This window comes from Pseudomonas sp. A6, from assembly GCF_052367875.1.
Classification (GTDB): Bacteria; Pseudomonadota; Gammaproteobacteria; order Pseudomonadales; family Pseudomonadaceae; genus Pseudomonas; species Pseudomonas citronellolis.
Genome location: NZ_CP198970.1, coordinates 692464 through 716388 on the forward strand (window position 1 = coordinate 692464; position 23925 = coordinate 716388).

General features: G+C 65.7%; 18 protein-coding genes, 1 tRNA gene and 1 pseudogene. 11 read left to right on the forward strand and 9 right to left on the reverse strand.

Annotation, left to right across the window (positions count from 1 at the left end):
• The first annotated feature begins 17 nt into the window (after positions 1-17).
• Positions 18-1796: an acyl-CoA dehydrogenase C-terminal domain-containing protein gene (locus tag ACTWJ5_RS03095; RefSeq protein ID WP_253410914.1), complete on the forward strand. Its 1779-nt coding sequence runs from the start codon at positions 18-20 to the stop codon at positions 1794-1796.
• Positions 1797-2425: 629 nt separating this feature from the next.
• Here the strand turns inward: ACTWJ5_RS03095 and ACTWJ5_RS03100 are convergent.
• Positions 2426-3316: a LysR family transcriptional regulator gene (locus ACTWJ5_RS03100; protein WP_043319194.1), complete on the reverse strand. Its 891-nt coding sequence runs from the start codon at positions 3314-3316 to the stop codon at positions 2426-2428.
• Between the two features lie 100 nt (positions 3317-3416).
• On the opposite strand from ACTWJ5_RS03100, the gene ACTWJ5_RS03105 reads away from it, so the two are divergent.
• On the forward strand, positions 3417-4118 hold the full coding sequence (locus tag ACTWJ5_RS03105) for an MOSC domain-containing protein (RefSeq protein WP_074984382.1): 702 nt from the start codon (positions 3417-3419) through the stop codon (positions 4116-4118).
• A gap of 382 nt (positions 4119-4500) precedes the next feature.
• Here the strand turns inward: ACTWJ5_RS03105 and ACTWJ5_RS03110 are convergent, their stop codons facing one another.
• A complete protein-coding gene (locus tag ACTWJ5_RS03110) occupies positions 4501-5202 on the reverse strand; it encodes a transcriptional regulator FNR (protein WP_009615508.1) in 702 nt (233 codons plus the stop codon).
• A gap of 227 nt (positions 5203-5429) precedes the next feature.
• Here ACTWJ5_RS03110 and ACTWJ5_RS03115 point away from each other — a divergent pair, with 227 nt between their 5' ends.
• Genes ACTWJ5_RS03115 through ACTWJ5_RS03125 form a run of 3 tightly spaced genes read left to right on the forward strand, consistent with a single transcriptional unit; the run spans position 5430 to position 8673 of the window.
• Positions 5430-6719, forward strand: coding sequence for an NAD(P)/FAD-dependent oxidoreductase (locus ACTWJ5_RS03115; protein WP_249917993.1), 1290 nt, complete (start codon positions 5430-5432; stop codon positions 6717-6719).
• Between the two features lie 19 nt (positions 6720-6738).
• Positions 6739-7287, forward strand: coding sequence for a helix-turn-helix domain-containing protein (locus ACTWJ5_RS03120; protein ID WP_043319201.1), 549 nt, complete (start codon positions 6739-6741; stop codon positions 7285-7287).
• Between the two features lie 36 nt (positions 7288-7323).
• Positions 7324-8673, forward strand: coding sequence for a glutamine synthetase family protein (locus tag ACTWJ5_RS03125; RefSeq protein WP_444437455.1), 1350 nt, complete (start codon positions 7324-7326; stop codon positions 8671-8673).
• 190 nt (positions 8674-8863) lie between these two features.
• Here the strand turns inward: ACTWJ5_RS03125 and putA are convergent, their stop codons facing one another.
• The gene (putA, locus tag ACTWJ5_RS03130; RefSeq protein ID WP_444437456.1) at positions 8864-12799 is read right to left on the reverse strand and encodes a trifunctional transcriptional regulator/proline dehydrogenase/L-glutamate gamma-semialdehyde dehydrogenase; all 3936 of its coding nucleotides are present in this window, start codon (positions 12797-12799) and stop codon (positions 8864-8866) included.
• A 355-nt stretch (positions 12800-13154) separates the two neighbouring features.
• Here putA and ACTWJ5_RS03135 point away from each other — a divergent pair, with 355 nt between their 5' ends.
• Positions 13155-13313, forward strand: coding sequence for a YqaE/Pmp3 family membrane protein (locus tag ACTWJ5_RS03135; RefSeq protein ID WP_009615518.1), 159 nt, complete (start codon positions 13155-13157; stop codon positions 13311-13313).
• A gap of 290 nt (positions 13314-13603) precedes the next feature.
• Here the strand turns inward: ACTWJ5_RS03135 and ACTWJ5_RS03140 are convergent, their stop codons facing one another.
• Positions 13604-14092, reverse strand: a complete 489-nt coding sequence (locus tag ACTWJ5_RS03140; RefSeq protein WP_058073292.1) for a BRO-N domain-containing protein — start codon at positions 14090-14092, stop codon at positions 13604-13606.
• Between the two features lie 458 nt (positions 14093-14550).
• On the opposite strand from ACTWJ5_RS03140, the gene ACTWJ5_RS03145 reads away from it, so the two are divergent.
• The 4 genes and pseudogenes from ACTWJ5_RS03145 to ACTWJ5_RS03160 form a co-directional block, all read left to right on the forward strand.
• The gene (locus tag ACTWJ5_RS03145; protein ID WP_009615522.1) at positions 14551-14733 is read left to right on the forward strand and encodes a type II toxin-antitoxin system HicA family toxin; all 183 of its coding nucleotides are present in this window, start codon (positions 14551-14553) and stop codon (positions 14731-14733) included.
• A 32-nt stretch (positions 14734-14765) separates the two neighbouring features.
• Positions 14766-15170 (forward strand): type II toxin-antitoxin system HicB family antitoxin, encoded by a 405-nt coding sequence (locus ACTWJ5_RS03150; protein WP_009615524.1) that lies wholly within the window; start codon positions 14766-14768, stop codon positions 15168-15170.
• A 149-nt stretch (positions 15171-15319) separates the two neighbouring features.
• Positions 15320-15574: a type II toxin-antitoxin system Phd/YefM family antitoxin gene (locus tag ACTWJ5_RS03155; protein ID WP_249917990.1), complete on the forward strand. Its 255-nt coding sequence runs from the start codon at positions 15320-15322 to the stop codon at positions 15572-15574.
• A pseudogene (locus tag ACTWJ5_RS03160) lies at positions 15574-15759 on the forward strand (VapC toxin family PIN domain ribonuclease); the annotation flags it as partial. The gene ACTWJ5_RS03155 and the pseudogene ACTWJ5_RS03160, both read left to right, overlap by 1 nt.
• A gap of 350 nt (positions 15760-16109) precedes the next feature.
• On the opposite strand, the gene ACTWJ5_RS03165 reads toward ACTWJ5_RS03160, so the two are convergent.
• Complete coding sequence (locus tag ACTWJ5_RS03165; RefSeq protein ID WP_253391641.1) at positions 16110-16724, reverse strand: hypothetical protein; 615 nt, start codon at positions 16722-16724, stop codon at positions 16110-16112.
• Positions 16725-17111: 387 nt separating this feature from the next.
• A complete protein-coding gene (locus ACTWJ5_RS03170) occupies positions 17112-18296 on the reverse strand; it encodes a Fic family protein (RefSeq protein ID WP_253410921.1) in 1185 nt (394 codons plus the stop codon).
• A 319-nt stretch (positions 18297-18615) separates the two neighbouring features.
• Here ACTWJ5_RS03170 and ACTWJ5_RS03175 point away from each other — a divergent pair, with 319 nt between their 5' ends.
• Positions 18616-19038, forward strand: a complete 423-nt coding sequence (locus tag ACTWJ5_RS03175) for a helix-turn-helix domain-containing protein (RefSeq protein WP_253410923.1) — start codon at positions 18616-18618, stop codon at positions 19036-19038.
• A 24-nt stretch (positions 19039-19062) separates the two neighbouring features.
• On the opposite strand, the gene ACTWJ5_RS03180 is transcribed toward ACTWJ5_RS03175, so the two are convergent.
• From ACTWJ5_RS03180 to ACTWJ5_RS03190, 3 genes are all read right to left on the reverse strand, one after another.
• Positions 19063-19833, reverse strand: a complete 771-nt coding sequence (locus tag ACTWJ5_RS03180) for a nuclease-related domain-containing protein (RefSeq protein ID WP_253410925.1) — start codon at positions 19831-19833, stop codon at positions 19063-19065.
• 177 nt (positions 19834-20010) lie between these two features.
• Positions 20011-20087, reverse strand: a tRNA-Ile gene (locus ACTWJ5_RS03185).
• A 16-nt stretch (positions 20088-20103) separates the two neighbouring features.
• A complete protein-coding gene (locus tag ACTWJ5_RS03190) occupies positions 20104-23838 on the reverse strand; it encodes an EAL domain-containing protein (protein WP_444437457.1) in 3735 nt (1244 codons plus the stop codon).
• Between the last annotated feature and the right edge of the window lie 87 nt (positions 23839-23925).

Below are 23925 nucleotides of genomic sequence, written 5' to 3' on the forward strand. Positions count from 1 at the left end.
GCTCGAGGATTCCCAACATGGCTGACTACAAAGCACCCCTGCGCGACATGCAATTCGTCCTCAACGAAGTCTTCGAGGTCAGTAAGCTGTGGGCCGAACTACCCGGCCTGGCCGAGATCGTCGACGTCGATACCGCCGGCGCCATTCTCGAGGAAGCCGGCAAGGTCACCGCGGGCGTGATCGCCCCGCTCAACCGCAGCGGCGACGAGGAAGGCTGCAGCTGGAGCGCCGAGGGCGTGAAGACCCCGGCCGGTTTCCCCGAGGCCTACCGCACCTACGCCGAAGGCGGCTGGGTGGGCGTGGGCGGCTCGCCGGAGTTCGGCGGCATGGGCATGCCCAAGGTGATAGGCGCGCAGGTCGAGGAAATGGTCAACTCGGCCAACCTGTCCTTCGGCCTGTACCCGATGCTCACCGCCGGCGCCTGCCTGTCGCTGCTCAACCACGCCAGCGAAGAGCTCAAGGCCAAGTACCTGCCGAACATGTACGCCGGCACCTGGGCCGGTTCCATGTGCCTGACCGAACCCCACGCCGGCACCGACCTGGGCATCATCCGCACCAAGGCCGAGCCCCAGGCCGACGGCAGCTACAAGGTCAGCGGCACCAAGATCTTCATCACCGGCGGCGAGCACGACCTGACCGAGAACATCGTCCACCTGGTGCTGGCCAAGCTTCCCGACGCGCCGACCGGCTCCAAGGGCATCTCGCTGTTCCTGGTGCCCAAGGTGCTGGTCAACGAGGACGGCTCCCTGGGCGAGCGCAACGCCGTGTCCTGCGGCTCCATCGAGCACAAGATGGGCATCAAGGCCTCGGCCACCTGCGTGATGAACTTCGACGGCGCCACCGGCTGGATCGTCGACGCGCCGAACAAGGGCCTGGCGGCCATGTTCACCATGATGAACTACGAGCGCCTGGGCGTCGGCATCCAGGGCCTGGCCACCGGCGAGCGTTCCTACCAGAGCGCCGTGGAATACGCCCGCGAGCGCATCCAGAGCCGCGCGCCGACCGGCCCGGTAGCCAAGGACAAGGCCGCCGACCCGATCATCGTGCACCCCGACGTGCGCCGCATGCTGCTGACCATGAAGGCGCTGAACGAGGGCGGCCGCGCCTTCTCCAGCTACGTCGCCATGCAGCTGGACACCGCCAAGTACAGCGAGGAGCCGACCACCCGCAAGCGCGCCGAGGACCTGGTGGCGCTGCTGACCCCGGTGGCCAAGGCCTTCCTCACCGACATGGGCCTGGAAACCACCGTCCACGGCCAGCAGGTGTTCGGCGGCCACGGCTTCATCCGCGAGTGGGGCCAGGAGCAGCTGGTGCGCGACTGCCGCATCACCCAGATCTACGAAGGCACCAACGGCATCCAGGCGCTGGACCTGATGGGCCGCAAGATCGTCGGCAGCGGTGGCGCCTTCGCCAAGCTGTTCAGCGACGAAATCCGCGCCTTCACCGCCTCGGCCGGCGCCGAGCTGGCCGAGTTCACCGGCCCGCTGAACGCCGCCGTGCAGAACCTCGAAGAACTGACCGCCTGGCTGCTGGACCGCGCCAAGGCCAACCCCAACGAGATCGGCGCGGCCTCGGTCGAATACCTGCACGTGTTCGGCTACACCGCCTACGCCTACATGTGGGCGCTGATGGCCCGCGCGGCGCTGGGCAAGGAAGGCCAGGACGACTTCTACGCCAGCAAGCTGGGCACTGCGCGCTTCTACTTCGCCCGCCTGCTGCCGCGCATCCACTCCCTGACCGCCTCGGTGAAAGCCGGCAGCGAGTCGCTGTACCTGCTCGACGCTGCGCAGTTCTAAGTCGCTCAGCCTGACAGGGCCCCGCTTCGGCGGGGCCTTGTCGTTTCAGGGGCGCAACGGTTTTGTAAGCCTAGGCTTACACGCCGTGGTGTCATTTGGCGTCTATCGGCTCGTCGGCGCGAGGGGTAATCTTCTCCTCAGTCAGGACATTGCGCAGGAAGCGCCAACGACAAAACGGAAAGAAAGGGATTCCACCACGGACGGTGGCTAGCACGGACGTCAGGATATCGGTCTGCAAAACCCCGCTCGCAAGGCGGGGTTTTCTTTTGCCTGCGATTTTTGTAGGAGCGGGCCCTGCCCGCGATTCGCGCGCAGGGCGCGCTCCTACAGGGGAATGGCGCGGGTGAGGCGGCGTAGGAGCGGATCTCATCCGCGATCCGCGCCGGGACATCCGGCTATCGCGGACAAGGTCCGCTTCTATGGGGGAGGAATACCGTGCCTCCCGGCAACCTGTAGGAGCGGGCCCTGCCCGCGATTCGCACGCAGGGCGTGCTCCTACAGGGGGACGGTGCGGGTGGGGCGGCGTAGGAGCGGATCTCATCCGCGAAACGCGCCGGGACGCCCGGCTATCGCGGACAAGGTCCGCTCCTACGAAGAGCACTCCGGCGCGGCCTGCAAGACCGGTGCGCCTACGAAAAGCTCTGCACCACGCCTTCCAGCAGGGAGCGCAGCAACTCCACGGTGCTGTGCTGGCGCTGCGCATCGCGATACACCAACCCCACGCTCAGCGGAATGCGCGGCTCGCTCAACGGCTTCCACAGCAGGTCGCGGTTGCTGTGCAGTTGCCGCGCGCGGCCCGGCAGCACCGTGGCGAAGCGGCTGTGGGGCAGGCTGTCGAGGATGCCGCTCATGTGGTTCAGCTCGGCCTGCACCCGCGGCCGGCGGCCGATGGCGGCCAGTTGTTCCTGCCAGATTTGCCGGGCGCGGAATTCCTCGCCCAGCAGCAGCATCGGCAGCTCCGCGGCCTGGGCCAGGGACACCTTCTTGAATTCGCGCAGCGGGTGGTCGGCGGGGATCACCAGTTGCAGCTCGTCCGGGTACAGCTCCACGCCATGCAGCGCCGGCTGGCGTGGCGGCAGGAAGCCGATGCCGATGTCCAGCTGCCCGGCCAGCAGCCGGCGCTCGATCTCCACCCCGGACAGCTCGTAGATGCGCACCTGCAAATGCGGCTGCGCGGCGTGCAGGCGTTCCACCAGGTAGGGCACCAGGCTGGCGTTGACCGTCTGCAGCACACCGATGGCCAGGCTGCGCGCGGCCTGTCCGCGGAAGCCGCGCAGGGCCTCGTGGGCGCGCTCCAGGCCTTCGAGCAGCGGCACGGCATGGTTGTACAGCGTGTGCGCCGCCACGGTCGGCACCAGGCGTTTGCCGACGCGCTGGAACAGGGCCACGTCGAGGCTCCGCTCCAGCTGGCGGATCTGCTGCGACAGCGCCGGCTGCGACAGGGCCAGGCGCTCGGCGGCACGGCCGACGTGGCCTTCCTCGTAGAGCGCGACGAAATAGCGGAGCTGGCGGAAATCCATAAGCGCGACTTATCAACGAAACTGGAAAATCGAAATGGATAGGAGCCTATCCGAGGCTCTAGTCTAGTGTCTGTCCACTGCTGCAGACGGGTAGACAAAGGTGGAAGGCATCGTCATCCAGGGTGTTTTCATAGGCAAAGTCGAAGAGTGCTGGGGCGGCCTGGTCAGCGCCATCGACAAGCTGGAAACCCGCGAGGAAGTCTGGCTGGGCAGCGAAGGCCTGCCCGGCGACGAACAGGCCGACCTGCGCCACCATGGCGGCCTCGACCGCGCGCTGCACCACTACCCGGCCGAGCATTACCGCCACTGGCGCAAGCAGCACCCGCAACAGCGCTGGCAGCAACCGGCCTTCGGCGAGAACCTCTCGACCTTCGGCATCAGCGAGGCGGACGTGTGCATCGGCGACCTGTTCCGCTGGGGCGATGCGCTGATAGAAGTCAGTCAGCCGCGCTCGCCGTGCTACCGCCTGGGGCGCCGCTGGAACCTCCCGGAACTGCCGCTGGAGTTGCAGCAGCAGGGCCGCTGCGGCTGGTTCTACCGGGTGCGCCGCGCCGGCATGGTCAGCGCCGCCGCGCCGCTGGAGCTGGTGCAGCGGCACTACCCGCAGCTGAGCGTCGCCAGCCTGTTGCGCTGGTACTTCGGCGAACCGCTGGAGCGTTGCGGCCTGCGCCAGATGATGGCGTGCGACGCGCTCTCGCTGCGCTGGCGCAAGACCGCCGCGCAACGCCTGGCCAGTGGCGTGGTGGAAGACTGGACGGCCCGCCTGCAGGGCCCTGAATGCCTGGGCAGCGGCCCCGCCTGACGCGGCGGCTGCCCACAACCTGCCTCGCGCCCGCCCCCGGACGTCGTTTTGGTCCATCGGGGCGGCTTTTATTCCCGGCCGGGGCCTTGCGCCCCGGGGCCGGAGGCGGCCTGCCGGCCGCATCGCGGATGAATCCGCTCCTACGCTGCATCAGCCATGACGTAGCCCATGTAGGAGCGCGCCCTGCGCGCGAATCGCGGGCAGGGCCCGCTCCTACACCCTCAGGCAAGCACGCACCGTAGGATGGGTTGAGCGGAGCGATACCCATCGCCAATGACCGCATGGGTTTCGCAGGCTCAACCCATCCTACGAAAGAAACCTGGCGCGGCCATATGCCATCGGCATGCTCCCGTAGGAGCGGACTCCGTCCGCGATAAAGGCCTTACAGCTCGATCTCGCCACCCGCCAGCGCGCACAGCTCGGTGAAGTCGACGATCTCCGTCTCCCGCCCGTTGACCCGCAGCAGGCCGTTCTTCTGCAGGCGGGTGAAGCTGCGCGACACGGTCTCCACCGCCAGCCCCAGGTAGTCGCCGATCTCGTGGCGCGACATGCTCAGGCGGAAGCGCAAGGCCGAGAAGCCGCGCTCGCGGAAGTGCGCGGAGATGTTCAGCAGGAAGGCGGCGATCCGCGAGTCGGCGTTGAGCCGCGAGAGCAGCAGCTTCATCTGCTGGTCCTCGCGGATCTTGCGGCTCATCATCAGCAGCAGCTGGTGCGACAGCCCGGGAATCTGCTGCGACAGCAGCTCCAGCTGGTCGAAGGGAATCTCGCTGCACAGGGTGCTTTCCAGGGCGATGGCCGACACCGGGTAGCGGCCCTCGTCCATGCCGGAGAAGCCGAAGATCTCGTTGGCGTAATAGAAGCCGGTGATCTTCTCCAGGCCCTGCTCGTTGGTGGTCACCGTCTTCAGCGAGCCGGAACGCACCAGGTAGACGTTGTGGAAGGCGTCGCCCTGGCGGAACAGGTGGTCGCCCTTGTGCAGCAGGTGGCCGGGCTTGATGAGGGCTTCCAGCTCCTGGAGCTTGTCGTCGCTGAGGGTGGGCGGTGCCAGTCGGCAATTCTTGCAATAAGGCTGCGGCTTCAGCATCCGATTCATCCGGTTATCCCCTGTACGCCCGACCGAACCGCGTCCGGCGGCCTTTTTATCTCCTAAGAACATAGCAACAGATGGGCGTCTGTCATCCCGCGCGCACGGCCCGGCTTCCCCCTGGCTGGGCTGCCGCGGGTCGCTGTGGATTCGCGCCGGGCTGGCTTCGTGAAATTCTTTGTGTTAGTTTTCATGAAAAACAAGCATGACAATTTCACGAGGTCGCCATGTTCCTGCAATCCAGCCAGCCCGTCGGCACCTACTACGCCGCCGCCAACCCGGAATTGCTGCAGCCCCGCGCGCAGCTGACGGATGCGCTGGAGGTCGAGGTGCTGGTGATCGGCGCCGGCTTCAGCGGCCTGCACACCGCGCTGCAACTGGCCGAAGGCGGCCGCCAGGTCTGCGTCATCGAGGCCAGCCGCATCGCCTGGGCGGCGTCCGGGCGCAATGGCGGCCAGGCTCTGCCGGGCTGGTCCAGCGACCTCGGTCCGATCGAAGCCGACCTCGGCCATGAAGGCGCTTTGCGTCTGTGGCAGGGCATGCTCTGGGCCGCGCGGGAAATGCGCGACCTGCCGCAGCGCCACGGCTTCGACTGCGACTACCGCGTCGGCCACCTGTGGACCGCCGTGCTGCCGCGCCGCGTCGGCATGCTCGAGGAGTGGCAGGGCGAGGCCGCGCGCCGCTGGGGCTATGAAGGCCTGCAGATGGTTTCCCGCGCCGAGCTGCCGCAGTGGATCGCCAGCGAACGCTACCTGGCCGGCCTGTACGACCCGAACTCCGCGCACCTCAACCCGCTGAAACTGGCCTACGGCCTCGCCGGCGCGCTGGAGAAGGCCGGCGGGCGCATCTTCGAGCAGACCCGCGCGCTGCGCTACAGCGAGCAGGGCAACGGCTACCTCGTCGAGACCGAGCACGGCAGCATCCGCTGCGCCGCCCTGGTGCTGGCCTGCAACGCCTATATCGACGGCCTGGACAAGGAAGTCTCTGCGCGCATCCTGCCGGTGGGCACCTACCAGGTCGCCACCGCGCCGTTGGGCGCCGAGCTTGCGCACTCGCTGCTGCCGAAGAACTGCTGCGTGACCGACAACCAGTTCGTCCTCGACTACTTCCGCCTCACCCCCGACCACCGCCTGCTGTTCGGCGGCGGCTGCACCTACCTGGGCGGAATGCCCTCGGACATCCGCGCCGCCACCCGGCCCTACGTCGAGCGGGTGTTCCCGCAACTGCGCGGGGTGGAGCTGGAATACGCCTGGGGCGGGCACATCGACTGCAGCATGCGGCGCACCCCGGACGTCGGCCGCCGCGGCGACCTCTACTGGCTGCAGGGCTATTCCGGGCACGGCGTGCTGCCCAGCCTGGCCGCCGCCCGCGCGGTCAGCCAGGCCATGCTCGGGCATGGCGAGGAGCTCGACCTGTACCAGCGCCTGAGCAATCCCGGCTTCCCCGGCGGCCAGCGCTTCGCCGCGCCACTGGAAGCCGTCGGCAAAGCCTGGTATCGCTTGCGGGACTTCTTCTGACCCGAGCCGGACAGCGCCTATGCAAGAACACCAGAACGAACACCTCGCGACCCTGATCCGCGACCTGCGCAAGCACAAGAACCTGACCCTCGGCGCCCTGGCCGAGCGCATCGGCCGCTCGGTGGGCTTCCTCTCCCAGGTCGAGCGCGGCCTGTCGCGCCCCACCGTGGCCGACCTCACCGCCATCAGCGAAGCCCTCGGCGTGCCGACCACCTACTTCTACGCCGAGGGGCCGGCGCGCGAGCTGGCCTGGGTGACGCGCCCGGCCGACCGCCGCACGCTGTACTACGCCGGCGGCATCACCGACATCCTCGCCTCGCCGAACATGTCCGGCGGCTTCTCGATGCTCGACAGCATCCTCGCCCCCGGCGCCACCAGCGGCGAGGACCACCTCAACGACAGCTCCGAACAGGGCGGCTTCGTGCTGGAGGGCGAACTGACCCTCTGGTACCAGGACGAGACCGTCACCCTTTACCCCAACGACAGCTTCCAGCTGCCGCCGCACGCGAAATTCCGCTACGGCAACCTGACAGACAAACCAACGAGGGTGCTCTGGATCTTCACCTGAAGGCATCCGGCTGCGCCCGACACAGGCACCAAGAAGATGAACCGCCAAACCTTCCCCGACCTGCTCAGCGAAGTACGCGCCTTCCGCGCCCAGAACCCGGACGTGCACTACGTCGACCTGATCTGCCTGGACATCCCCGGGCACTTCTACGGCAAGCGCTACCCGGTGGACATGCTGGAGAAAGTCGCCGCCGGCTCGCCCCTGAAACTGCCGCAGAACTGCGTGCTGCTGGGCGTGCAGGGCGGCCTGCACCCGATCGGCGACTACTGCTTCAACGACGGTGACCCGGACGCGCCGCGCCGGCTGATCCCCGGCACGCTCAAGCCGGTGCGCTGGGAGAGCCAGCCGCTGGGGCAGATGATCATCAGCTCCGACGGCACCGAGGCGCCCATCGAGTTCGAACCGCGGGAAGTGCTGGCGCGCGTGCTCAAGCGCCTGGAAGGCAAGGGTATTCGCCCGGTGGTGGCCTTCGAGCTGGAGTTCTACCTGTTCGACAGGAAGCTCAAGGACGGCCTGCCGCAGTACCCGCGCGACCCGCTGTGCGACGACGAGGACGACCAGCCGAACATGCACATCGAGCGCCTGTCGCGCTTCTCCGATGTGCTGCATGAAATCGTCGAAGCCTCGCGCGAGCAGGGCGTGGACGCCAACGTGATCACCGCCGAGATCGGCCCGGGCCAGTTCGAGATCAACTTCGCCCACTGCGAGGACGGCCTGCACGCCGCCGACCAGGCCGCGCTGTTCACCCGCGCCACCCGTGGCGTGGCGCTCAAGCACGGGCACCGCGCCAGCTTCATGAGCAAGCCCTACCTGCACGCGCCGGGCAGCGGCATGCACGTCCACGTCAGCCTGTACGACCGCGACGGCCGCAACCTGCTCGACGGCGAGGGCCAGCGCCCGCTGCGCCACGCCGTGGCCGGCTGCCTGGAGCTGCTGCCGCACTGCATGCCGATCTTCGCCGCCAACCACAACGCCTACCGCCGCTACGGCTCGCGGGTGAACGCGGCGAGCAAGGCCAGCTGGGGCTTCGAAGACCGCGACGCGTGCATCCGCATCCCTGAGTCCGACGGCAGGAACCTGCGCATCGAACACCGTCTGGCCGGCGCCGACGCCAACCCGTACCTGGTGTTGGCGGCCATCCTCACCGGCATGGAATACGGCCTGGAAGCGGGCAAGGAACCCATCGCCCCGCTGAACGAAGACCGCGACAGCGGCATCGATTTCCCCCGCGACATGCTTGGCGCGGTGGCGGCCATGGAGAACCACCCGGTGGTCAAGGAAGGGCTCGGCAGCGAGTTCGTCTTCGTCTACTGCGAGAACAAGCGCCACGATCACCTGGAGTTCATGGACGAAGTCAGCGCTCGCGAATATCGCTGGTTCCTGTAAGGAAGGAATGCGGCGGGGAGGGTAGCCCCGCCGCGGCATCCGCCGTGTGGGTGGACGCGAGGCACGGAATGCCTGGAGGGAAAGCCGCGCTACCGGGCGGGTAGCCCCCTCGACGAGGGCGGTAGCGCGGTTCGCGCCGCAAGGGCGCGGGTGTCGCTGGCGGCGGCCGGGTAGGGCCGCCGCCGTCGCATCAGCCGATGGTCATCAGGCTGGCGTTACCGCCGGCGGCCGCAGTGTTCACGCTCAGGGCGTGCTCCACCAGCAGGCGCTCCAGCGGTACGTCGGTTTCACCCTTGCCCAGGCCGTGCACGCCAACGATGGCGCCCTTGCGCTTGGCGGCCTGTTCGCACACCTCGCGCAGCTGGTCGGAATCGCCGTGGTGCAGGATGGCGTCGAAGGCGGCTTCGGCGGCGGTCCAGTCGCTGACCAGCTCGATACGCTTCTGCACTTCCTTCGGCAGGCCGTCACGCAGCTCGCGCTGGCTCGCCGGCCATACCGCCAGGCTGCCCACCGCCAGGGTGGCGGCCAGTTGCACCAGCAGGTCGGCGCGCTCCTCGGCGAGGTTCAGCACACGCTCGCGCGGCAGCAGGGTGTAGGTGTTGCGTTCGCCGGTCGGGCCGGTCAGCACGTGGCAGGCGTAGCTCTGCGCCAGGCTGGCGAACTCGTCCGCCACCTTCGCCAGTTCCGGCTCCTGCTTGGCCGCCCAGTCGCGCAGGGCTTGCAGGGCCTTCTCGCGCTCGGCCGGGCGCGGCAGGGCCTGGACGTTGTCGCCGGTCAGCTGCCTGGCCACCGCGTCGCGCGGGCGGGTCGACAGCAGGCGGAACAGGTACAGCGGGCCGCCGGCCTTCGGGCCGGTGCCGGACAGGCCTTCGCCGCCGAACGGCTGCACGCCGACCACGGCGCCGACGATGTTGCGGTTCACGTACAGGTTGCCGACATGGGCGTTGCCCACCACCTGGCTGATGGTCTCGTCGATGCGCGTGTGCACGCCGAGGGTCAGGCCGTAGCCGGAGGCGTTGATCTGCGCCAGCAACTGGTCCAGGTCGGAGCGCTCGTAGCGCACCAGGTGCAGCACCGGGCCGAAGATCTCGCGCTTGAGCTCGTCGAAGCTGTCCAGCTCGATCAGCGTCGGTACCACGAAGGTGCCGCGCTTGAGCGCGTCGCCGTTCACCCGCGCGGCCTGGAAGACCTTGCGGCCCTTGTCGCGCATGGCCTGGATGTGGCGGTCGATATTGCCCTTGGCCTCGGCGTCGATCACTGGGCCGATGTCCACGTTCAGGTGCTCCGGCGAGCCGAGGGTGTATTCGGCCATGGCGCCCTTGAGCATCTGCACCACGCGGTCGGCCACGTCGGCCTGCACGCACAGCACGCGCAGGGCCGAGCAGCGCTGGCCGGCGCTGTCGAAGGCGGAGTTGATCACGTCCACCACCACCTGCTCGGCCAGCGCCGAGGAGTCGACGATCATCGCATTCATCCCGCCGGTCTCGGCGATCAGCGGAATGGCGCGGCCCTGGGCGTCCAGGCGGCCGGCGATGTTGCGCTGGAGGATGCCGGCGACTTCGGTGGAGCCGGTGAACATCACGCCGCGCACACGCTCGTCACCGACAAGGCGCGCGCCGACGGTCTCGCCGCGGCCCGGCAGCAGCTGCAGCACGCCGGCCGGCACGCCGGCTTCGAGCAGGATGCGCACGGCCTGGGCGGCGATCAGCGGGGTCTGCTCGGCCGGCTTGGCCAGCACCGTGTTGCCGGCGGCCAGGGCGGCGGCCACCTGGCCGCTGAAGATCGCCAGCGGGAAGTTCCACGGGCTGATGCACACCACCGGGCCCAGCGGGCGGTGGCTGTCGTTGGAGAAGGTGCGGGCCTGGGCCGCGTAGTAGCGCAGGAAGTCCACCGCCTCGCGCACTTCGGCGATGGCGTTGGCGAAGGTCTTGCCGGATTCGCGCACCAACAGGCCCATCAGCTGCTGCATCTCGCTTTCCATCTGGTCGGCGGCGCGCTCCAGCACGGCGGCGCGCTCTTCCGGCAGGGTGGACTGCCAGATCGGCCCGCTGGCCTGGGCGCTGAGCAGGGCGTTGTTCACGTCCGCCTCGCTGGCCTCGTGCACCTGACCGACGACGTCGCGGTGGTCGGCCGGGTTCTTCACCGGCTCGGCCGCGGCGGGCGCCGGGGCTTCGCCGCCGAGCACCGGCTGGGCGACGTAGGCCTGGTTGGTGCTGGTCAGCAGCGCCGAGGAGAGCGAGCCCAGGCGGTGTTCGTTGGCCAGGTCCAGGCCGGCGGAGTTGGCCCGGCCTTCGCCATACAGATCACGCGGCAGCGGGATGCGCGGGTGCGGCAGGCCGAGGGTGCCTTCCTGGGCGGCCATCTGCTCGACCTGCTGCACCGGGTCGGTCACCAGGTCCTGCAGCGAGATGCTGTGGTCGGCGATGCGGTTGACGAAGCTGGTGTTGGCGCCGTTTTCCAGCAGGCGGCGCACCAGGTAGGCCAGCAGCGTCTCGTGACTGCCCACCGGGGCGTAGATGCGGCACGGGCGGTTGAACTTGCCGTCGGCGACCTTGCCCACCACCTGCTCGTACAGCGGCTCGCCCATGCCGTGCAGGCACTGGAACTCGTACTGGCCGGGGTAGTAGTTCTGCCCGGCGATCTGGTAGATGGCCGACAGTGAGTGGGCGTTGTGGGTGGCGAACTGCGGGTAGATGGCCTCCGGCACCGCCAGCAGCTTGCGCGCGCAGGCGATGTAGGAAACGTCGGTGTAGGGCTTGCGGGTGTAGACCGGGTAGCCTTCCAGGCCGTTGACCTGGGCCAGCTTGATCTCGCTGTCCCAGTAGGCGCCCTTCACCAGGCGGATCATCAGGCGGTGGCGGCTGCGCTTGGCCAGGTCGATCACGTAGTCGATCACGTACGGGCAGCGCTTCTGGTAGCCCTGGATGACGAAGCCGATGCCGTTCCAGCCGCTCAGCGACGGCTCGAAGCACAGGCGCTCCAGCAGGTCGAGGGAGATTTCCAGGCGGTCGGCTTCCTCGGCGTCGATGTTGATGCCGATGTCATACTGCTTGGCCATCTGCGTCAGGCCCAGCAGGGTCGGGTACAGCTCGTCCATCACCCGGTCGTATTGCGCGCGGCTGTAGCGCGGGTGCAGCGCCGAGAGCTTGATGGAGATGCCCGGACCTTCGTAGATGCCACGGCCGTGGGAGGCCTTGCCGATGGCGTGGATGGCCTGCTCGTAGGAGGCCAGGTAGCGCTTGGCGTCCTCGTCGGTCAGCGCGGCTTCGCCGAGCATGTCGTAGGAATAGCGGAAGCCACGGCTTTCCATGTTGGCCGCGTTGGCCAGGGCTTCGCCGATGGTCTCGCCGGTGACGAACTGCTCGCCCATCAGGCGCATGGCCATGTCCACGCCCTTGCGGATCAGCGGCTCGCCGCTCTTGCCGATGATGCGGTTGAGCGAGGAGGTCATGCCCGCCTCGGTGTGGGTGGACACCAGCTTGCCGGTGATCAGCAGGCCCCAGGACGCGGCGTTGACGAACATCGACGGGCTCTGGCCCAGGTGCTGGCTCCAGTTGCCGTTGCTGATCTTGTCGCGGATCAGCGCGTCGCGGGTGGCCTTGTCCGGAATGCGCAACAGCGCCTCGGCCAGGCACATCAGCGCCACGCCCTCCTGGGACGACAGCGAGAACTCCTGCAGCAGGCCCTGCACCAGGCCCTGACGGCCGCCGGCGCTCTTCTGGTTGCGCAGCTTCTCGGCGATGCCCAGGGCCATCTTGTTGGCGGCCTCGGCCTTGTCCTGCGGCAGGCGGGCCTGCTCCAGCAGCATCGGCAGCGCTTCGGTTTCCGGGCGGCGGTAGGCGGAAGTGATGGCGGCGCGCAGCACGGACTGCGGCAGGATGCTCTCGGCGAAGTCCAGGAACACCTGCAGGCCCTGCTCGTTCAGCGCCTCCAGCGATTCCTCGCCGGCCGCGGCGGCCAGGCCGGACTGCGCGGCGGGGGAGAGACCACCCTCGATCTGCTCCAGATAGTTGAAGATCGCCTGCTTGATGATCCAGTGCGGCGTGCGCTCGATGGCTTGGGCGGCTTGCTTCAGACGTTCACGGGTGGCGTCGTCCAGCTTCACGCCAAGGGTGGTGGTGGCCATGGTTGTACCTGTTATTGAAAGTGGGCACGGCGGAAATGTGGCGAGAATTTAAACGCCGGACGACAAAGGTGCAACCAGGTGCAACCAGCCATTGGTCGAACTCGACGGACTGTGTAGAAAGGTGACCATGCCGGCGGATGCAGCGGATGCCCGGCGATCGTTGCAAGAAGCGGACCTTGCCTTGCATTTTAGGAGAGCGGGCATCTGCGCGCTGGGGCGGGAGCGGGGTTGCACCTTTTCGGTACGCAGCGGCCTGACACTGCCCGCAACCATGGCCCGCAAAAGGATTGAACGCCAGCGAAGCGGCCGTGGTCGATGCTGGTGTCAGTAGCCACAGTTACAAGGAGCACCCGCCATGGACCTGATCCGCATCCTCATCGCCATCATCCTCCCGCCCCTGGGCGTGTTCCTCCAGGTCGGCTTCGGCGGGGCGTTCTGGCTGAACATCCTGCTGACGCTGCTGGGGTATATCCCGGGCATCGTGCATGCGGTTTACATCATTGCGAAGCGGTGAAGGCTGCTGCATGGCTGGGGGCGTCGTCGCCGGGGTGGCGTTCGGCAACCCTCTCCCTGAAGGGAGAGGGGACCGTTGGGCAGATGCGGGCGTTTTGGAGTTAGCCGGTTAGCCAGGTAGGTTTCGGCTGAAACCATTATCTCTCTCGGCACGGACAAGCCCCCTCTCCCTTCAGGGAGAGGGCTGGGGAGAGGGAACCCAAGTTAAAAACCGCACCTGACCCAACCTTGACCCCCGTAGGATGGCGTTGAGCGCAGCGATACCCATCACCATGAATACCGCCCCCAACCCTACGACTCCCGCCGAACCTCCCGCTCCATCAACCCCACCGCATCCCCAAACCGCACCCACAACTTCCCCTGCCAATCCAGCACGCTCAACTGCTGCCCCTGCACCCGCTTCACCCTTCGCCGAGGCAAATCCGGATCGCCCTGCCGAGCATCCCGCAACGCCGGCACCACCTCATTGCTCAACCACTGCCGCAAGCCCCGGTTCTCCGGGTGATAGAAATGCACCATCAGCAACGCATACACGCCGCTCTCGCTGACCAGCCACTCACGCGTCACCTCGCCGCCGGCCACCTGCAGGCACTCGAACCGCTGTTGATCGGCATCCAGTTTGTGGATAACCCGCGTGGACACATGGCTGTTGGTCAGCCGCGCCAGGTCACGCCCGACGAACCATGCCTGGTTCTCGATCAGCACCGCCCGCAGGGGCCGGCGATGACGCAGGAACACGGAAGGGACGAGGACGGAATCGGAAGTGGAAGAAAGGCTCATGCTGTCGCTCCTTGCTGCATCGAAGAAGCCGCCACCCAGGCAATCCGGAGAAGGGAGGCGGACCGTGCAAGGGTGGAATCCCGGAAGCAACCAACCGGTCGGGCAAAAGCCCGCCTCGCACGGCCCGCCATAGACAGCCGAAGATCGTTCGGTGAACGCCGAAGAACTCCGCTATGGCGTGTATTGCGATGGTTGCTAGCAGGATTCCACACCTGGCCACGTCTGATCCGTGGCAGGTGGAACGCTACGCAGCCGTCTCGTAAGACAGCAACGCCAATGCCTCGTAGGCAATTTCCCAGATTTCCGCTCCCGCCAACCCCCTCGCACCGCCCAAAGCCTCGGCGCTCTTCAATTGCGGCGGAGCGCCTGACGGCAAGGTCGAAAGTTGGGTGTGTAGTGTGTGTAGATAATCACAGCCTTGGTGTGTAGCATACACACCAAGGCTGGGCGGAGGGACGATGCGCAGTCGAGAAATCATGGAGTTGATCCGGGCGGATGGCTGGTTCCTGGTTGAGGTGAAAGGCAGTCATCACCAGTTCCGGCATTTCACCAAGAAGGGGCGGGTGACGGTTCCCCACCCCAGGAGCAACCTGCCGATCGGGACCGTGAACAGCATTCTGCGCCAGGCCGGCCTGCGATGAGTCGGCCGTCAGCCCAGGAGGAGGGCATCAACATGAAATTCCCCGTGGTTCTGCACAAGGACGCCGACTCGGATTACGGCGTGACCATCCCTGACGTGCCTGGCTGCTTCTCCGCCGGCGGCACCGTCAGCCAGGCGCTGGAAAACGTCCAGGAAGCCCTGGCCCTGCACTTCGAAGGCCTGGTGGCCGACGGCGAGACGCTCCCTCAAGCCCAGGAGGTGGACACTCACATGGGCAACCCCGACTACGCCGGCGGTGTCTGGGCGGTGGTCGACTTCGACGTCACCCCCTACCTGGGCAAGGCTGTGCGCTTCAACGCCAGCCTCCCGGAAAACCTCCTGCAACGCATCGACGAACGCGTGAAGCGCGACCATCGCTACGCCTCTCGCTCCGGCTTCCTGGCTACCGCCGCGCTGCGTGAGCTGTCTTCGAACTGAGCCAGACGCTGTGTAATCAAGCGGCTTTTCGCGGGGGAGCGAAAAGTGCATGGCAAGCCCTTCTGGGAGGATGAGCCGAATAATCAGATTATTCGGCTCATTTCATGAATCGATTGTGCGAGCTATCCAGAGATGCGGGAGGTACCGCCATGACCATCACGACCCTATCCAGTCGAGAACTTGACCAGGATGTTACCCGCGCAAAGAAGGCGGCCAAGCAAGGGCCGGTGTTCATCACGGATCGTGGCAAGCCCGCTCATGTGTTGTTGAGCATCGAGGAATACCAGCGGCTTACGAAGCAGCGTCGCAACATTGCCGATTCTCTGGCTATGCCGGACGTTGCGGACATCGAGTTTGAAGCACCACGTGTGACCATCGGCACCCAGCCGGCTGACTTCTCATGATGTTCGTTCTCGACACCAACGTGGTGTCCGAAGTGCGAAAGGTTCGGGCCGGCAAAGCTGACCCGAACGTTGCGGCATGGAGTGAAAGCGTCGATGCCGCCGAGCTTTTCGTGTCTGCCATCGCCATCATGGAACTGGAGCTCGGTGTTTTGCCGATTGAGCGAAAAGACGCCACCCAAGGGGCCTTTGGGGAATGTCGAGCACTCCCAGAACGGCTGCTCTGCTTTCGGGCCTGATTTCACCGTACTGATCACCAAGGCGCTGCCGCATCCGCTGCGCTGCGCGAACTGTCTTCGGGCTGCACAATCACGCGACTTTTCGTGGGGGATTCAGCGCTCTTCGCGGTCGTCCTGTCGCTTGTCTATCTGTACTTCCATCACCGTGGGGAGTCTGCTCGAGATCATGAAGAATGATTTGGTCGCGTCGCAAGCACCTCGCTACAGTCAGCGGTAAATGACAAAGCGGCGCTTCCAGAGTGGAGCGCCGCTTTATCTTTCCTGATGTCGTGGGTTGGTCCTGTGTACACCCTTCAGGGCTACAACAGCGCTTTATGCATCCATCCTTCGTTGGTCAGAACCAGAACGGCCTTGTCTGGAGTGTCGTTTTTGATCTTCTTGGCAAATTCGCCGTAGGCCGACTGCAGGCTCTCCGAATTGGCCCAGTCGGCGGGCTCCTTGACCTTATATCGGAAGTTTACCTGTGACATCTTTGCGCCCAATATGTCGCTCGGCTCGGTGAAATTGTCGATTCCGACTATGGTGTATTTTCCTGTGCAAAAGCCGGCCTCAGCGAAAAAGCCGGTGGACTCTCCGGTAACGAGGTACTTCTTGCCCAGGTCGGTGACTTGGTACTCGCTGGCAGACTTCACTTTGCTCCAAGACTTCGGCTTGACATCGGCGGCGTGCTTGACCAGCAGCCCTGCCTCAACCAGGGCATCCGCTTGCTTGTTCTGTCGGTTCGGTTTGTCCGAGTTTTCTAGAGTGAACGGAAGTTTCCTGGTCGGAACCTCCACGCATAAGCCCTTCTGGGTGTCCAGATAGGCTTGGATGGCGTTTTCAAAGTTGCCCTCGTTTGCGTCTTTGGCGCTGCCGCACGCAGCAAGAGCCAGGGCCAGGCAGCTGAAGGCGGCAATTTTCAAGGTGGTGTGCAAACGCAATACCTCCATAGGTCAAGGAACTGTATGAGCGGCATCCTTTCAGGGGGCACCAGGGCGCCTCTGCTTCGAAGCAATTGAGTTCACTCTGTAAGGTGCGCCGCTGGTGAGCCAGGTTTCCGCACTTTGTGTACCTGACTCATGGCAGGGCAAACGCTACGTAGCTCTCTTGTAGGACGGCAATGTCAATTTCGAGTAGGGGGCTTCCTGGTTTTTTGGCAGTTGCTGACTCGCACGGATATTCGTGAAACCGCACGGTCTTGAATGACCGAAGCCAGTAAAGGGCAAGTTCGAGCGTGTATGGTGTGTAGATAGACCTGCCCTTGGTGTACGAACTCTTCCAGCTGAGCCAGACACTGTGCACTCAAACGGCTTTTAGGGGGATCAGGAGTCGTCGCGGCTGTCCTGTCGCTTGGCTGGCAGCAGGGGCGAGGTAGGCCAATTGATCTGGTACCGAGTGCTGCGCCCGCCGCCTGGCAGGCGGACCAGGCAGCCCTTGTCGAGCAGGTCGCCCAGATGGCGGGTTGCGGTTGCCTTGGAAACCTTCGCCACGGCCTGGTACTGGGCGGCGCTGATGCCTTGCTCGAACCCGCCGCGTTCGCCCAGCAGGTCGCCATCGAGCAGGCGGTTGAGCACCTTCAGCTGTTCGGCTGAAAGCGCCTGCTCGCGGTGCGCCTGCCAGAAGCGCGCCTTGTCCGGTACCCGGTCGATACGTGCCAGCGCCTGCTCCAGGCTTTTCAGCAGGGTGGCCAGGAACCACTCCAGCCAGGCGGTGATATCGAGCGAAGCCTTCTGGCTGCTTTCCAGTATCCGGTAGTAGCCGCGCCGATCCTCAAGAATACTGGCCGACATGGCATAGAAGCGGATGGCCTGCTGCTCGTCCTGAGCCAGGGCCAGGTCGGTGATGGCGCGAGTCAGCCGCCCATTACCATCATCGAAGGGATGCAGGGTCACGAACCAGAAGTGCGCGATGCCGGCTCGCAGCAGTGGGTCCAAAGCAACATCGGCACGGCTGCTGGCGAACCAGTCGAGAAAGGCCTGAAGCTGCACTTCCAGCCCCGCGCGTGGCGGTGCCTCGAAATGCACCGTGGGCCGATCGAGCCGGCCGGAGACCACCTGCATTGGCTCATCGCCCCGCAGATCGCCGACGTGGATTCGGGCGTGTGGAGACGTATCGCTCATTGGGAAAAGCAGGCGGTGCCAGTGCAGCAGGCGTTCCAGCGTCAGTGGCTGAGCATGGCCGCGCGTGGCATCCAGCATCAGTTCGGCCAGGCCCTCGGAGCGCGGCGTACTGCGCCCGCCATTCTCCAGGCCCAGCCGCCGCGCCAGGGAGGAGCGCACCGACTCGACATTCAGTTGCTCTCCCTCGATGGCGGAGCTGGTGACGATATTCTGCAGCAACGCATCCAGCGCATTCTCCGCATCACTGCCGGCATCGATCGTCCCGGCCATGCCCAGCAGACGCCCCTGGGCCTGGGCGCAACTGCGTAGTAGCGGGGCAAGACGCTCGGCCTGCCAGCGGAAATCCGGCCAGTCAGGCTGCTGCCAGATCCATAGGGGCTCGTTCATGGCAAGTCTTCCAAGGGCGGGGAGCCGAATAAATGGATTATTCGGCTCATTGAATGAGCCGATTGTGCGAGCTATTCGGCTCAGCGTCCAGTCAGGTGATGTCCTCCTGGTTGTTCATCTTGCTCCGCATGCCTCATTCGGTGCTGTCGGAGGCTGATAGTTTTGCCCGTACGGTGGTTTACTTCGGCGACAACCAGACGATCTTCCCGGACCACGGTGCCAAGGAAATGGGCGAAGGGCTGAGGAAGAAAATAATCGAAAATAATCAAAGACTTGGGGCTCAAGGATTGAGATCCGGCCCTGCTAGAGGTGGCGAGCTATGTTTGACTATCCCGTGACCGTGCATCATGAGGCGGGCAGCGTGTGGGTCAGCAGTGATGACGTGCCCGAGTTGGCCAGTGCAGGGGATACGGAAGAGGAAGCGCTGCTGGATGCCATCGATGGCCTTGAGACGGCCCTGTCGATGTATGTGGAGCGCAAAGTACCGATTCCGCTTCCCTCGCGAGCTGCGCCAGGCCAGCCAGTGGTGTGCTTGCCTGCGCTTACTGCAGCCAAGGCTGCCCTCTGGAATGCCATGCAGGCACAGGGCGTGAGCAAGGCCGAAATGGCTCGCCGGCTGGGGGTGAACCGTCCTCAGGTGGACCGCTTGGTGGATCTGCTGCACCGCTCGAAGATCGAGCAGGTAGAGCACGCGCTGGCGGTACTGGGCCAGCGGATTGCGCTGACAGTTATTGCGGCCTGATGGCGCAGGTTCCTGGCCCATCTCTCAAAGATTCTGCATCGTCCGGCACTTGGGAAAAGTCGAGCAGCCCCAGAACTGCTGCCCTGCTTTCGGGCCTGATTTCACCGTACGGATCACCAAGGCGCTGCCGCATTTGGGGCATTGCCGCTCTGCCGTTGGGTCACTGCGCCGCTTGAGGTTCTGCACGTGCTCGCGGTGGGTGGCGTATGTCGGCGTGCGGCGCCCTGTTTGCAGGGCATTCAGCATGGTTTCGACTTCGGTCGTACTGAACACCGGTTGCCGGAATGACTTGATGCAGCGGATAAAACCGATGCCCTGGGTGACGTTGGCTGGCAGTTCGGTTTTGAAAGTGCTGCCGCCGACGAAGGTGATGACCGAATGCAGGTGCTCGGGGTTGACGCCAAGGGTGGCTTCCAGGGCCTTGAGGTGTTTGTAGTTCTGCCGCAGCGGGTTCTGGAATTTGAAGGTGCGTTTGTAGATCTTCTGCGTCCACTGCGCCTGCTTCTCGTTGCCGAAGATCCATCCGCTCATGTTCTTCGTTTCCAGCACGAAGATGCCGTAGGGCGAGAGGAACACGTGGTCGATCTGGGTGGTGCCGTCTGGCGTGCTCAGGGTGACATTGTGCAGGCGGCGGTAGGTTTGCTTGTCCAACTGCCAGTGGGCAAACAGCTGCACCAAGAGTTCGCCGATGTGGCCCTTGGCCCACGGCGATTTGAGCAGGCCAATCAGCAGTATCAGCGGGATGAACCAGGCGGCAGTGCCCCAGACCTGAGCGATGATGGGGGTGAAGTCCATTTCTTGACCTTCGGCGATCCTTTGATTGTGCGGATATTACCGAAAGTAAGCGCGAAGGACTTCACGGGCACGCTGGCGTAACGGCGCTGTACCGTTTTCGTACCTTGGGACCAAAGCGCTGATCTAGATACTACGGCTGTAGAAAGCGCAAAGCCGCGCAATGCGCGGCTTTGAAGGTGGTGGGCCCACACGGACTCGAACCGTGGACCAAAGGATTATGAGTCCTCTGCTCTAACCGACTGAGCTATAGGCCCCCAGAAGGCCGGCGGATTATACCGGCGTCCCTTGCGCGGTGCCAATCGGATGCAGCGGAGTGAGGAAGCGGGCTGCGAATTGTTCGGCAGGCAGGGGCGGGCTGAGGGCGTAGCCCTGGACCTGGTCGCAGCCTTCTTCGGCCAGGAAGCGTTCCTGTTCTTCGCGTTCCACGCCTTCGGCGATGATGGTCAGGTTCATGCTGCGGCCCAGGGCGATGATGGCGCGGGCGATAGCGGCGTCGTGCGGGTCGTCCGGCAGGCCGTGGACGAAGGACTGGTCGATCTTGAGGATGTCCAGCGGCAGCTGCTTGAGGTAGCTGAGCGAGGAGTAGCCGGTGCCGAAGTCGTCGATGGCCAGTTGCACGCCCAGGCGCTTCAGGGCGTGCAGGGTGGTCAGGGCCTCGTCGGTCTGGTGCATCAGGAAGTTCTCGGTGATCTCCAGTTGCAGCCTGGGGGCGTGCAGGTTGTAGCGCTGCAGCAGCTCGCGCACCTGGTCGACCACGTCGTGCTGGTAGAGCTGGGCGCCGGCCAGGTTCACCGACAGCGGGCCGAAGGCGGCGTGGCTCTGTTGCCAGCGGCTCATCTGCCGGCAGGCCTCTTCCAGCACCCAGGTGCCCAGGGGCAGGATCAGCCCGGTTTCCTCGGCCAGGGGGATGAAGCGGTCTGGCGGGATGGCGCCGTATTTGGGGTGGCTCCAGCGGATCAGCGCCTCGGCGCCGACCAGCGCGCCGGTGTCCAGGGCCTGCTTGGGCTGGTAGTACAGCTGCAACTGGTGGGTTTCCAGGGCGCGGCGCAGTTCGTGTTCCAGGGCCACGCGTTCGTTGGCCTGGAAGGTCAGCTCGCGGGTGTAGAACTCGACGCGGTTGCGGCCTTGGGCCTTGGCCCGGTACATGGCGGCGTCGGCGTTCTTCACCAGGGTGGCGACGTCCTTGCCGTCCACCGGGAACAGGCTGATGCCGATGCTGGCGCTGACGAAGAATTCCTTGTCGTCGGCGACGAAGGCGTGGCTGAAGCAGTTCAGCAGTTTTTTCGCCACGTGCTCGGCGTCGGCGCTCTGGTGCAGGCCGGGCAGCAGGATGATGAATTCGTCGCCGCCCTGGCGGGCTACGGTATCGATGTCGCGCAGCTGTTCGCGCAGGCGCCGGGCGATGGATTTCAGCAGTTGGTCGCCGACTGGGTGGCCGAGGCTGTCGTTGATGTGCTTGAAGCGGTCCAGGTCGAGGAACAGCACGGCGCCCAGCTGCTGTTCTTCCTGGCTTTCCTTCAGGGCGGAGGTCAGGCGCGATTCGAACAGCAGGCGGTTGGGCAGGCCGGTGAGCGGGTCGTGGTGGGCCTGGTAGTCGAGGCGGGCCTGGGCGTACTTGAGCGTGGAGATGTCGGCGAAGACGCCGACGAAGTGGCTGGTTTCGCCGTTGTTGCCCCGCACGGCGCTGATGGTCAGCCATTCCGGGTAGAGTTCGCCGCTCTTGCGCCGGTTCCAGATCTCGCCCTGCCAGTGGCCTTCGGCGTTTAGGTGGTGCCACATGGCGACGTAGAAGCTGCTGTCGTGCTGCCCCGAGGCCAGCAGGCGCGGTGACTGGCCCAGCACTTCGTCCTCGCCGTAGCCGGTGATTTCGCTGAAGGCGCGGTTGACTGCGATCATGCGCTGGCTGGCGTCGGTGATCATCACGCCTTCGGCGGTGCTTTCGAACACGGTGGCGGCCAGGGTGAGCTTTTCCTGCATCTGCTGGCGTTCGGTGATGTCGCGGGCGATGGTCAGCAGGCAGTCTTCGCCGCTGATGACGATGTGGTGCGCCGAGAGTTCGCAGAGCCGGGCGGCGCCTTCGCGGGTGCGGATGAAGGCGGTGAAGTCCTGCACCGTCGAGCGTTCGTGGATCATCTGCAGCAGGCGCTCGCGGTCCTGCGGGTCGGCCCACAGGCCCAGTTCCAGGGTCGAGCGCTCGCTGGCGCTCTCGCGGCCGTAGCCGGTGATGCGGGTGAAGCCTTCGTTGGCCTCCAGCAGCAGGCCGTCGCGGATGCGGGTGATGAGCATGCCGTCGGGGGAGGCGTGGAAGGCCTTGGCGAATTTTTCCTCGGAGGCGCGCAGTTGCTCCTGGGTCTGCTTGAGCTGGGAGATGTTGCGCGCCACCACCACCAGGGCGGGCGTGTCGTCCAGGGCCACGCGCTGGGCCGAGAGCAGGGCGGTGAAGCGGGTGCCGTCGCGGCGGTGCAGGCTGATCTCGATGTTGTTGAGGTTCTCGCCCTGCAGGCGTTCGAGCATGCGCGGGCCCATGCCCGGTTCGCTCCAGATGTTCAGCTCGGTGGCGGTCTTGCCCAGGGCTTCGCTGGCGGGGATGCCGACCTGTTGTTCGAAGGTGCTGTTCACCGCCAGCAGGCGCCCGTCGATGCGCCGGGCGAGGACGATGATGTCCGGGCAGTGGTGGAACACCGAGGCGAATTTCTGCTCGGACAGGCGTAGGGCCTGCTCGGTGCGCTTGGCCTCGGTGATGTCGATCATCAGGCCGCGCAGGATGAGTTCGTCGCCGTGGCGGATGAGGGTGACGATGTCGCGTATCCACACCACGCGGCCGTCGGCGGCGAGCATCCGGTAGTCCAGGCTGTGGTTGCGCCCGGCGCGGCTCTCGGAGAAGCAGAAGCTCACCGCCTGTTCGGCGTCGGCCGGGTGCAGGGTGCGCTGCCAGAACCCCGGCTGTAGCCATTCGTGCTGCGGGTAGCCCAGCAGTTCCTGGGCGTGGGGCGAGACGTAGGTGAAGCGGTTTTCCGACAGGCGCATTTCCCAGGCGATGGCGGCCATGCTCTCGACCAGACCGCGGAAGTGCTGCTCACTGTCGCGCAGGGCCTGTTCGAGCCTCACCCGCCGCGCCACTTCGCCGCGCAGGCGGCGGTTCATCGCTACCAGGGTGGCGACGATCGCCAGGCTCACCAGCAGGGCCGGCAGGCCGATGGTCAGCAGGTGGTGCGACCAGGCCGTGCGGTTGTCCAGCAGGCCGCCGACCCAGGGTGTCTGCAGGGCTTCGACCTCGTCGCTGGTGAGTTCGGCGAAGAGTTTGTCGAGGATGCCGGCGAGCATCGCGTCGCTGCGCGGCACCGCCATGGCCAACTGGTAGCGATAGGGCGTCTCGCCGCTGATCTGGATGCCTTCGAGCTTTAGCTGGCGCAGGCTCCAGACGCTGGAGGCGAAGTCGCCGACGAAGGCGTCGACCTGCCCGGTGGCCAGGGCCTGCAGGGCCGCCGCGACGCTCGGCAGGGGCAGCAGGTTGAGGTCCGGGTGCTTGGCGATCAGCAGTTCATGGGGCGCGTAGTGGTCGACCACGCCGACCTTCAGGCCGTACAGCGCCCGCAGGTTTTCCGGGTTGGGGCCATCCTTGCGGGCAAGGATGACGATGGGGAAGTCCAGGTAGGGGCGGGTGAAGGTCAGGTATTCGCTGCGTTCGGGCGTGGCCATGATACCTGGCAGCAGGTCGACCTGGCCGTTGCGCGCCTGCTGCAGGACTTCGTTCCAGCTGCTCGGTTCGCTGGGCTGCATGCCGACCTGCAGGCGGTCGCTGATCAGTTGCACGTAGCTGGCGGCGAGCCCCTGGTAGCGGCCCTGGTCGTCACGGAACTCGAAGGGCGGCCAGGAGGCGTCCACGCCCAGGCGCAGCTGCGGATGCTGGCGCAGCCAGGCCTGTTCTTCCGGCGTGAGGGTGAGCGCCTGCGCCTGGAGGACCCAGCATGCCAAGCACAACAGAAGAGCCTGCAGACGCGGCATGGGGAGCCTCGGACCCGGGGAGTGGATATGCCGAAGTGTAGTCGGGCCCCGGCCGCTCCAGTAGCCCCCTGCCAGTATCCCTGAAAG